The sequence below is a fragment of the Flavobacterium bizetiae genome (genome assembly GCF_902804475.1).
GTDB classification, from domain to species: Bacteria; Bacteroidota; Bacteroidia; order Flavobacteriales; family Flavobacteriaceae; genus Flavobacterium; species Flavobacterium bizetiae.
Genome location: NZ_CADCSU010000057.1, coordinates 26,957 through 38,423, shown reverse-complemented (window position 1 = coordinate 38,423; position 11,467 = coordinate 26,957). Strand labels below are relative to the sequence as shown.

Below are 11,467 nucleotides of genomic sequence, written 5' to 3'. Positions count from 1 at the left end.
ACACTCAAAAGATACAAAAAAAAGGAGCAGAAAACATTTAGCTTCTACTCCTTTTAATTAACAATCATTCCTAAAGAAGGACTTTTTCAGTGTCCTCATAATTGTAGAAAGGGCTTTTTTATATTATAAACTGAAAAATCAGTAAGTATCTAATTGCCTTTGCTATTATTTTCCTTCAATATAAGGATGTAAAAAGTTTTTTGAAAGAATAATTACTCATAATCCACATTGAGTACTTATAGGTGTTTTGGGTTTAAAAAGAGATATAATTTATTTTTTGGTGTAATTTTTTGTTAAATTAATACTTGATTTATTAAATAGAGAGACTTTTTCAAAAAAGAGGATAATATAGTATTATCATAAGGTAATATCAGCGTTTTCGTTAACTCCAATTTAACATAATTTTACAAGTGTTAAAAATACACTAACCAAATTGTTAAATTATGAAACCAGCCACGCATGTTTTAAAAAGTATTGCAACATCCTCTCACAGAGAAAAGATGTTCTTTACGATTTTGTTTTTGTTTGTTGTTTTTAGTTCGTTTTCACAACAGAAGATCAACGGTAAGATTACAGATGCAAATAACATTCCTATTCCCGGAGTATCAGTTTTAGAAAAAAACACCTCTAATGGCGTTGTAAGTGATTTCGATGGAAATTTTCAGATTACACTTAAAAATAAAGATTCAAAATTGGTTTTTAGTTATATGGGTTTTATCACTCAGGAAATTACTGTTTTGAATAAGAATGTAGTAAATATTACTCTTCAGGAAAGTAAAGAAGAATTAAATGAAGTAGTTGTTGTAGGATACGGAACTCAGAAAAAATCAAGAATTACCAGTGCGATAGCCAGCGTAAAAGAAAAAGATTTTACAAGAGGAGCCATTAATGATGCGTCTGATCTTATTAAAGGTAAAGTTGCAGGTCTGACCATTAATAACGGTTCAGGAGATCCGGGATCATCACCCAATATTACATTACGTGGATTCTCTACTTTAAAAGGAGGAACGGGTCCTTTGGTTTTAATTAATGGTGTACCTGGAAGTATCGATACGGTAGCGCCAAATGAAATTGCGTCGATAGATGTTTTAAAAGACGCTTCGGCAGCAGCCATTTACGGAACCAGAGGTGCTAATGGAGTAATTCTTATTACAACAAAAACAGTAAACAGCGAAATAGAACCAACAATTACGTATTCAACATTTGCTACAACATCTAGTTTTGCCAATAAAGCTAAATTTTTAGATGCCAGTCAACAAAGAAATTTGCGTGCACAAGGTGTTACTTTACCATTTACAGATGGTGGTGCCAGTACAGATTGGTTAGATGAAATTTCAAGAACAGGATTTTCTCAAAATCATAATTTAGCTTTAAAAGGCGGAACTGCTAAAACAAATTACATTGTAAACCTTAACTATGTAAATCAAACAGGGGCTTTTATTAATACTTATAACAAAGAGTATCGATTTTCATTTGATGTCAATCATACCATGTTCAAAGACAGGTTAAAGATCAACTTAAGCTTATTAAACGGAACACAAGATATGGGTATCGACGAAGGTATTGCTGCATATGCTTATAGACAAGCAATGATCAGAAATCCTACCGCTCCTGTATATAACCCAAATGGTACTTATAACGAAGATCCTAACAAACTTCAGTATTACAACCCGGTAGCCATTTTGAATGAAACTACACAGGACAGAAACAGTACATGGCAAAGATTTACGGCTAATTTAACTCTTGATTTATTACCAGGCTGGGATGTAAGTGCGCAGCTTTCAAAAAATAAAAATTCAGGTTTAACAGGATATGCTGAGAGTAAACAACACTATTCAAATACCATAAATAAAAGAAATGGAGTTGCCTCAAGAAGTACAGGAGTTACAGATAATGATTATGTAGAAATTACATCAAAATACCATAAAGATTTAGGCAAGCATGATTTTACAGTATTAGGCGGTTATAGTTATCAATATACTGTTAATGAAGGATTTTCTGCCCGTAATTCTGATTTCCCAACAGATGCCTTTTCGTATAATAATTTAGATGCAGGAAATGGTTTGTCAGATGGTATCGCAACCATGGATAGTTATAAAAACGACAGTAAATTAATTGGATTTTTTGGAAGGCTTAACTACAATTTTGATAGTAAATACGATCTATTATTTAGTATCAGACGAGAAGGTTCTTCTAAGTTTGGAGACAATCACAAATGGGGTAATTTCCCGGCGGTTTCTGCAGGATGGAGCATCAATAAAGAATCTTTTCTAAAAGATGTTAAAGCCATAAATACGTTAAAATTAAGAGGAGGTTACGGAGAAACAGGAGTAATACCTAATGATCCTTACATGTCTATGACTTTGTACAATTATGATGGCTATTTCTATAATAACGGAAAATGGGTTAAAGGTTTAGAGCCGGTAAGTAATCCAAATCCTGATTTGCGTTGGGAGAAAACGGCCGAGGTAAATATTGGTCTTGATTTTGGATTTTTCGATAATAGAATTTCAGGAAGCTTTGATATTTATAGTAAAAAAACAAGCGATATGTTATGGGATTATAAAGTACCAACTCCTCCTTATTTGTTCCCTCAAATTACGGCAAATGTTGGAAAAATGGAAAACAAAGGATTTGAAATTCTTTTGAATACAATTCCGGTTAGAACAAAAGATTTTGTCTGGAACTCTTCTATGACTTTTTCACACAATAAAAATAAGCTAACAAGTCTTTCGAATGATTTATATAAAATCGAAGGAGATTTCCTAAACACAGGAAATACAGGAGATCCAATTTCATTTGAAACACACAGATTAGAAGTAGGACAATCAATAGGTAATTTCTGGGGATTAAAATCTGTAGACATTACAACTGATGGAAAATGGATCGTTGAATTACCTGACGGAACAAGAAAAACACTTACTACAGAAATGTATAACGATGCTAACAAGCAATATTTAGGAAACGGTATTCCTCAATATTATGCAGGATGGACTAATACTTTCACATACAAAAAATTTGATTTAAGTGTTGTATTAACAGGAGCATTCGATTTTCAAATCCTGAATACACAACGTATGTTTTACGAAAATCCAACAATTGCTTACAATATGCTAGAAAGTGCATACGATAAAGTGTATGATAAAGCCGTATTAAACTACAATCAAACCTATGTAAGTTATTATGTTGAGCAAGGAGATTATGTAAAAGTAGACAATGTAACCTTCTCGTATAATTTTGATGTAAAACCATTTAGAATTATAAACGCAATGCGCTTGTATGTGTCAGGAAATAATTTAGCCACATTTACAAAATACAAAGGTTTAGATCCGGAAATAAAAAGACAAGATCCTTTGTCGCAAGGTATGGACGGTAGAGATAAATATCCAAGTACAAGAGGTATCACACTAGGTTTAAATGTAACTTTTTAAATTAAATCAAAATGAAAAATAAAAATATAGTATATAAAATTCTTATTTCGGGCTTATTCCTTTTAGGAACAGGATGTACAAATCTAGATGAGACCGTTTATGACAAAGTAAGTGCCGAGGATACTAAATTAACTTCGGAAGATTTAGCCAGTATTATTGCACCAGCCTATAATTCATTCAGACAAATTTATTCAGATTGGGATGCTATTTACAACCTTTATGAAGATTCATCAGATCTAATGGTAACCCCTCAAAGAAACGGAATTGGCTGGGGAGATTATTACATTACAATGCACAAACATACCTGGGGTACGGCGCTTCCTATGGCCGAAGGTAACTGGTATTATATGTTTACAGGAGTAAATAAAGTCAATAGAGCGATATATCAAATAGAGCAATTAGAAGGCGTTGACAATAAAGAAAATGTCATTCAGGAACTAAGAGCATTACGCGCCATTTATTATTATTTGCTATTAGATAATTTCAGAAATGTTCCTATTGTGACTTCTTATATCAACCCTCCGGGATATTTACCGGTTCAAAACACAGGAAAAGAAGTCTATGATTTTGTCGAAAGCGAATTAAAAACAGCTTTACCTTACTTAAGCGATAAAAATAATTCTTCGACTTACGGTAAAATCAATCAATGGGCTGTAAAAATGACTTTGGCAAAATTGTACCTGAATGCCGGTGTTTATTTAGGAACACCAAAATGGGACGAAGCTCTGGCTCAGGTTAATGATGTGATCAATAATGGCGGATTTAGACTGAACAATAATTATCGAGACAATTTCATCATAAAAAATGAATTCTCTACAGAGCAAATTTTATCAATTCCTTACGATCAGGTAAAAGCTCCAGGAACAAGCTGGCCATACAGAACATTGGCAGCCGCAAGTCAGGCAACTTATGATTTAGCTGGAGGTCCATGGAACGGAACTGGGGGAATTCCTCAGTTCATCGATACTTACGATCCTGATGATCAACGATTAAAAGACTGTTGGATAGGAGGTAAACAATTTACAAGTAAAGGCGAGCCAATAATGCTAGACGATAAAGTAACACAATTCGAATACATCAATTACATGACCAGCGTAGATGGTTGCGAACCAAACGAAGGGTACCGAATGGTGAAATACGAAATTGGCCCAGGAGTAATAGGACAAGCCAGTAACGACGTTCCTTTTTACAGATTAGCAGATGCCATGATGATAAAAGCCGAATGTTTACTAAGGAAAGGCGATGCCGGCGCAGCTGCAGCCATTGTTACTGAAGTCAGACAAAGAAATTTCAAAAACACTAATCCTGCCAAAGCCGTAGTATCCGGAGCAAAACTTTTAGGAGGAAGTATATACAAATACGGAACGTATCAAGCCGGAGTTATTACAAATTTAGAAGGTGGTGCAGACATTCAGTACGGCGGATTCCTTGACGAATTAGCATGGGAATTTGTAGGAGAAGCACATAGAAGACAAGATTTAATACGATTCGGAATATACTCAACAAAATCATGGTTTTCTAAAAAAGCAGATGCCAATGATAGTTTTAGAGCTATTTTCCCAATTCCGCAATCAGAAATGGCTAAAAATAGTAATTTAAAGCAAAACCCGGGATACTAGAAATTATTATGAAGATTTTACAAGTTGGTTACTTGTAATTATAAGTGTGTGAAAAGCTGTTCCTTCTTTTAGGAATGGCTTTTCATTTTTTTAGGAGCTAATCCCGCTATTCGTTCCAATCTTTTGTGCCGAACACCGGCACAAAAGGATTTCCACTGCTATCGGGGCTAGGAGATTCATTTTCATAATAACGATAATCACAATCCTGTCACCCTGAGCGAAGTCGAAGGGCGCTCCAGTTGGAACGTGGGCTTCGACTCCGCTCAGCCTGACAATGTGATAATCACTTTTGGCGTCAAAAGTTTTTTATATTAAAATTATAGTCCAATAAAAAATAAAATCTGCTCAATCTGCAAGATCTACGAGAAACAAATCTCCAAAAGAAACTCGACAATGAATAATCGTTTAGTTTGTCATCCCGAGGAACGAGGGATCCCCACAAGAAAGGCTTTAGCTAAAATGTAAATATTTAGCTAAAGCCTTATTTTTTTGACAATTTATAAAAACAAGTTAAATAAAAACTTTGCGCCTTTGCGTCTTTTCGCGATTAAAAAAAATCTACGTGAAATAAAACTTAAAACTGCGCGCGATAACTAGAAGGCGAAATTCCCTTAAGTTCCTTAAACTTTCGATTAAAATTAGCAATATCCTGAAAACCGCAAAGTTCAGACACAGACGAAATCGAAAGATCTTTTTTGTTGTGTAAAAGTTTACAGGCATTTTCAATTCTAATTTCAATCAAAAACTGAAAAAAAGTCTTATTGGTACGTTTTTTAAAATAACGACAAAAAGCATTTTTACTCATATTAGCCTTTTCCGCCACTTCATCAAGAGTAATATTCTGATGGTAGAATTCTATCGCATATTCAAAAACAGCACTCATTCGGCGACCTTCATCATCCGTATATTTTTTCTTGTATACAAAAGACGAAAGAGGCGTTTTCTCTGAAGAAATAATAATATTGATAATTTTCAGGAAAGAAGCAATACGCTGAATTTTGTTCTGCTTTTTTAATTTATTAAAATGGTGTGTAATTTTCTTCTGATTCGAAAGGATTTTCATGCCGTACTCAGAATCTTTAAAAAAGTCTTCGACCGTACTCATATCATTAAGACTAAAGAAATCTTTCCCAAAAGAAGTTTTAGTAAAAAACAAAGTCAGCATTACAGATTCCGGACTAGCCTCGACATTACTTCTAAAAACATGAGGAACATTCTCACCAATTACTAAAATATCCTCTTCCTTATAATCATTAATCGAATCTCCCACAATTAAAGTTCCCGAACCTTTTGCAATATAACTGATCTGAATTTCTTCATGTTGGTGCAATTGATCGTAGAAAACACGCTCGATATCTTCCTGATAAATTAGAGCTTCTCTTTCGGTTTTAGGTATTTTAAAAGGTAGAATTTTCAACGTGATATTTTTAGGATATGTAAATATTAACAAAAAAAACAGATTATACAATAGATATGGTAATATAGTATTGATAAAGGCTAATAATGACACAGGGGCTCGTTTCTTTAAGCTTTATTTTTGATAAAAATTAAGAATATGAAAATAAATTGGGAAGGCGTAATGCCAGCTGTAACGACAAAGTTTACAGCAGAAGGTCAACTGGACCTCGTAATGTTCGAAAAGAATATTAAAGCACAAATTGATGCTGGAGTTAATGGAATCATTCTGGGAGGAACCCTTGGAGAAGCCAGTACATTGACTAAAGAAGAAAAAGAAGTTTTAATAACCAACACTTTAAGAATAGTCGACGGAAAAATTCCGGTTATTGTAAACATTGCAGAGCAAACTACTACCGAAGCCATTACTCTTGCAAAACGTGCAGAAGAGTTGGGCGTAAACGGTTTAATGTTATTGCCGCCAATGCGCTACAAAGCAACAGATTACGAAACGGTAGTTTATTTTAAAGAAATTGCCCAAAGCACTTCATTACCTATTATGATTTACAACAATCCTGTAGATTATAAAATCGAGGTAACATTAGACATGTTCGAAGAACTTTTAAAACTGGATAATATTCAGGCAGTAAAAGAATCTACCAGAGACATAAGCAATGTAACAAGAATCAGAAACCGTTTTGGCGATAGATTAAAAGTACTTTGTGGCGTAGATACTTTGGCATTAGAAAGTTTAGTGGCTGGTGCCGATGGTTGGGTTGCAGGTTTAGTCGTAGCATATCCTGCTGAAACAGTAGCCATTTACAAATTGGTTAAAGCCGGAAAAGTAGACGAAGCAATTGCAATTTACAGATGGTTTATGCCATTATTAGAATTGGATATTTCTCCGCAATTAGTACAAAACATCAAACTAGCCGAAGTAGCAACAGGACTTGGAACAGAAAACGTAAGAGCACCAAGGTTGCCATTGCAGGGTAAAGAAAGAGAACGCGTTTTGTCGATCATTGATTTTGCAATGAAAAACAGACCCGTATTGCCAGCCTATAAAAGTATTTAATTAAAGTTTAAAAGAAAGCCATGACTACAGGAAAAAATTATATTGGAGATGTGCTTTCCGCAAAAGGTAAAACGACCTATAAAACAATCAACCCCGAATTAAACTCGGAGAATGAAACTGTTTTTTATGAAGCTACAGACGAAGAAATTTCGCAAGCCGTAGCATTAGCCGAAGAAGCTTTTAAAACTTACGGAACAATTGCAGACGACAAAAAAGCAGATTTTCTGGAAGCCATTGCCGACGAAATAGAAACCCTTGCCGAAGAATTATTAACGACCTACATTCAGGAATCAGGCCTCCCGGCCGGAAGAGCAAATGGCGAACGTGGCAGAACCACCGGACAATTGAGAGCATTTGCAACCATGCTGAGAGAAGGTTCATGGGTAGAAGCAATCATCAATAAAACAGAAGGCAAACCTGATATTCGAAGATTACAGATTCCAATTGGTCCTGTAGTCGTTTTTGGAGCCAGTAATTTTCCGTTGGCGTTTTCTACTGCCGGCGGAGATACCGCCAGCGCATTGGCAGCCGGTTGTCCTGTAGTAGTAAAATCGCATCCGCTTCATGCAGGAACAGGAGAATTGGTAGCCTCGGCGGTGATAAAAGCAGCCAAAAGAACCGGAATGCCAAACGGTGTATTTTCTAATCTTAATAGCAGCGGTATCGCAGTTGGAACAGCATTAGTAGAACATCCGTCAGTGAAGGCAGTAGGTTTTACAGGCAGTATAAAAGGCGGTACAGCACTTTGCAAAATCGCGGCCAACAGAGCCATTCCAATTCCGGTTTATGCAGAAATGGGAAGTATCAATCCCGTACTTATTTTGCCTTCAGCTTTAAAAACAGAAAGCGAAAAATGGGCTAAAAATTATGCTGCATCCATTGTAGCAGGAACAGGTCAGTTTTGTACAAATCCGGGGCTTATTTTAGGAATAAAAAGCGCTGAGTTAGATAATTTTATTGCTATTTTAGCTTTAGAGACAGACAAATTAGATCCAACCTGCATGCTGCATCCCACGATAAAAAAGCAATACGAAAACCTGAAATCAGAAGTGCTTGACCAGGAGGGGTATACGCAGGAAACTAGCTTAGAGAAAGTAGTAAAGCCCAATTATGCATTGCAAAATATAATTGCGGTGGATGGCGCAACCTTCTTAAAAAATAAAACATTTCACAAAGAAGTTTTCGGACCTTTTTCTGTAGTGGTCAAATGTGATGATGTGCAGCAGCTCAATACTATTATTCTGGAGTTAGAAGGCCAATTGACAGGAACGGTTTTAAATGCCGATTTACAAGAATGGAATAACTTCAGAGAAGTAATCGAAAACCTTAAAAACAAAGTCGGACGATTAATTTTTAATAATGTTCCAACAGGAGTAGAGGTTTGTTCCGGAATGACTCACGGCGGACCTTTTCCTGCAAGTTCAGACAGTAAATTTACATCTGTAGGATTAACGGCAGTAAAAAGATGGGTTCGTCCCGTAACATTTCAGGATTGGCCGGATCAATTATTACCGGACGCTTTACAGGATAAAAATCCGCTCAATATTACCAGAACTGTAAACGATATACTAACAAAGAACCCAATATAATTTATGCCAAGAAAAACCTTTTTTTGTGTTGATGCACATACGTGCGGAAATCCGGTAAGAGTTGTCGCTGGTGGCGGTCCCAATTTGGTGGGAAACAACATGAGCGAAAAACGACAACATTTTTTAAAAGAATACGACTGGATTCGTAAAGGACTTATGTTTGAACCCCGCGGTCATGACATGATGAGTGGCAGTATTTTGTATCCGCCAAGCAACCCTGAAAATGATTTCGGAATTTTATTCATAGAAACTTCAGGTTGTTTGCCCATGTGCGGCCACGGAACCATCGGAACTATAACTATCGCAATTGAAGAAGGTTTGGTGATACCCAAAGTTCCAGGAAAAATTAAGATGGAAGCGCCGGCAGGACTTGTTCAGATCGAATACCAGCAAACCGGTAAAAAAGTGGATTGGGTACGACTGACGAATGTAAAATCATATCTGGCAGCCGAAGGTTTAACTATTGATTGTCCGGAATTAGGCGAAATTGTTTTTGATGTCGCTTATGGCGGAAATTATTATGCGATTGTAGATCCGCAGCAAAATTTCTCAGGCGTTCAGGATTTCACCGCCGGAAAAATTGTGCAATACAGTCAGGAAGTACGTAAACGCATCAATGAGAAATACCCAAATATGTTCATTCATCCTGAAAACGATACGATTCGCGATGTAAGTCATATGTTGTGGACAGGAGATCCTATCGACCCAACTTCGTCCGGACGAAATGCTGTTTTTTATGGAGACAAAGCCATCGATCGTTCGCCATGTGGTACCGGAACTTCGGCTAGAATTGCACAACTTCACGCCAAAGGAAAACTAAAAAAAGGAGAAGACTATATACACGAAAGTTTTATTGGAAGTAAATTTATTGGAAGAGTAGAAGAAGAAACTTCTATAGGAGATATCAAAGCCATAGTACCAAGTATTCAGGGCTGGGCAAAAGTTTACGGTTATAATAATATCATTATTGATGAAGATGATGATCCGTATGCTTTTGGTTTCCAGGTGATTTAAAGAAATGATAATATAAAAAAATCATTGGTTTACAGAAAAACTTCTTGCCAATGATTTTTTAAATTTAGAATACTAATGAAAAAAGTAAGTATAATTGGCGGAGGAATAATAGGTTTGTGTTCAGCTTATTATCTAGCCAAAGAAGGTTATGAAGTAGTTGTTTTTGATAAATCAGATATGAGTGATGGCTGTTCTTACGGAAATGCAGGAATGATTGTTCCGTCTCATATCATTCCGCTGGCACAGCCCGGCATGATCGCACAAGGAATAAAATGGATGTTTGATAGTCAGAGTCCGTTTTATGTAAAACCCAGATTAAACTTAGATTTAATGAAATGGGGATTACAATTCTATAAACATGCCAATTTAAAGCATGTCGAAAAAGCCATGCCCGCACTTTGCAATTTATCGCTTTTAAGTAAAGATTTGTATCAGGATTTTGCCCAACAAAACAATTCTTTTTTTTATGAAGAAAAAGGACTTTTGATGCTTTATAAAACTGAAAAAACAGGCGAAGAAATTCAGCACGAAGGAATACTGGCAGAAAAATTAGGCTTAGAAGTCGATTTTTTATCTAAAGAAGAAGTTTCACAATTAGAAAAAGGAACCGCTACAAACGTAATTGGCGGTGTTCATTATAAAAGTGATGCCCATGTTTATCCTCAAAAATTCATGCAATTCATTAAAGAAGAACTGAAGAGATTAAACGTAAAAATCCATTCCCAAACCACCGTAAATGATTTTGTTTTAAAGAATAATGCCATTGCAGAAATTATAACCGACAAAGGCAATTTTGAAGCTGACGAAGTAGTTTTGGCAACAGGATCGTGGAGTCCGCATATTGCTAAGAAACTAAATGTCAGTATTTCGATTTTACCAGGAAAAGGATACAGTTTTACATTGAACGATCAAAGTCATAAACCATCTATTCCGACAATTTTATGCGAAGGAAAAGTAGCTGTGACGCCTATGAATAACGATATTCGTTTTGGAGGAACAATGGAAATTACACACACCAATGATACCAAAATCAATCAAAACCGATTACAGGGAATCGTAAATTCAATCAACGATTTTTATCCGGATTTAAAAATTGAAATGCCAAAAGAACAAGACACATGGTTTGGTTTCAGACCTTGTACTCCTTCGGGAATGCCAATTATTACCAGAGATAAAAAACTTAAAAATTTGACATTAGTAACAGGACACGCCATGATGGGATTAAGTCTGGCTCCGGCAACAGGAAAAATTGTAGAAGAAATCATCTCAGGAAAAAAGACTTCTGTAGATACGCAAATGTTTCAACTCTAATACATCAGCTTCATTTTTTAACCAAACATGAAG

7 protein-coding genes are annotated in these 11,467 nt (G+C 35.7%); 6 read left to right on the top strand and 1 reads right to left on the bottom strand.

All coding sequences use genetic code 11. From position 1 onward, the window contains the following. Window positions 1–443: 443 nt before the first annotated feature. Complete coding sequence (locus FLACOL7796_RS05655) at window positions 444–3,431, top strand: SusC/RagA family TonB-linked outer membrane protein (RefSeq protein ID WP_173969857.1); 2,988 nt, start codon at window positions 444–446, stop codon at window positions 3,429–3,431. An 11-nt stretch (window positions 3,432–3,442) separates the two neighbouring features. Continuing rightward, entirely contained in the window at window positions 3,443–5,050 is a 1,608-nt protein-coding gene (locus tag FLACOL7796_RS05650; protein ID WP_173969856.1) for a RagB/SusD family nutrient uptake outer membrane protein, read from the top strand. Window positions 5,051–5,624: 574 nt separating this feature from the next. Here FLACOL7796_RS05650 and FLACOL7796_RS05645 read toward each other — a convergent pair. Beyond that, window positions 5,625–6,467, bottom strand: coding sequence for an AraC family transcriptional regulator (locus FLACOL7796_RS05645; protein WP_173969855.1), 843 nt, complete (start codon window positions 6,465–6,467; stop codon window positions 5,625–5,627). 138 nt (window positions 6,468–6,605) lie between these two features. On the opposite strand from FLACOL7796_RS05645, the gene FLACOL7796_RS05640 reads away from it, so the two are divergent. The 4 genes from FLACOL7796_RS05640 to FLACOL7796_RS05625 all read left to right on the top strand — a co-directional run bounded on the left by FLACOL7796_RS05640 (window position 6,606) and on the right by FLACOL7796_RS05625 (window position 11,434). Next, window positions 6,606–7,520 (top strand): dihydrodipicolinate synthase family protein, encoded by a 915-nt coding sequence (locus FLACOL7796_RS05640; RefSeq protein ID WP_173969854.1) that lies wholly within the window; start codon window positions 6,606–6,608, stop codon window positions 7,518–7,520. Window positions 7,521–7,540: 20 nt separating this feature from the next. Further along, window positions 7,541–9,109: an aldehyde dehydrogenase (NADP(+)) gene (locus tag FLACOL7796_RS05635; protein ID WP_173969853.1), complete on the top strand. Its 1,569-nt coding sequence runs from the start codon at window positions 7,541–7,543 to the stop codon at window positions 9,107–9,109. A gap of 3 nt (window positions 9,110–9,112) precedes the next feature. After that, the gene (locus tag FLACOL7796_RS05630; RefSeq protein ID WP_173969852.1) at window positions 9,113–10,123 is read left to right on the top strand and encodes a 4-hydroxyproline epimerase; all 1,011 of its coding nucleotides are present in this window, start codon (window positions 9,113–9,115) and stop codon (window positions 10,121–10,123) included. A 75-nt stretch (window positions 10,124–10,198) separates the two neighbouring features. Next, entirely contained in the window at window positions 10,199–11,434 is a 1,236-nt protein-coding gene (locus tag FLACOL7796_RS05625) for an NAD(P)/FAD-dependent oxidoreductase (protein WP_173969851.1), read from the top strand. Window positions 11,435–11,467: the final 33 nt, after the last annotated feature.

Coding starts and splice junctions, on each gene's coding strand:
- FLACOL7796_RS05655 (WP_173969857.1), top strand. CDS start 444: ATGAAACCAGCCACGCATGTTTTAAAAAGTATTGCAACATCCTCTCAC.
- FLACOL7796_RS05650 (WP_173969856.1), top strand. CDS start 3,443: ATGAAAAATAAAAATATAGTATATAAAATTCTTATTTCGGGCTTATTC.
- FLACOL7796_RS05640 (WP_173969854.1), top strand. CDS start 6,606: ATGAAAATAAATTGGGAAGGCGTAATGCCAGCTGTAACGACAAAGTTT.
- FLACOL7796_RS05635 (WP_173969853.1), top strand. CDS start 7,541: ATGACTACAGGAAAAAATTATATTGGAGATGTGCTTTCCGCAAAAGGT.
- FLACOL7796_RS05630 (WP_173969852.1), top strand. CDS start 9,113: ATGCCAAGAAAAACCTTTTTTTGTGTTGATGCACATACGTGCGGAAAT.
- FLACOL7796_RS05625 (WP_173969851.1), top strand. CDS start 10,199: ATGAAAAAAGTAAGTATAATTGGCGGAGGAATAATAGGTTTGTGTTCA.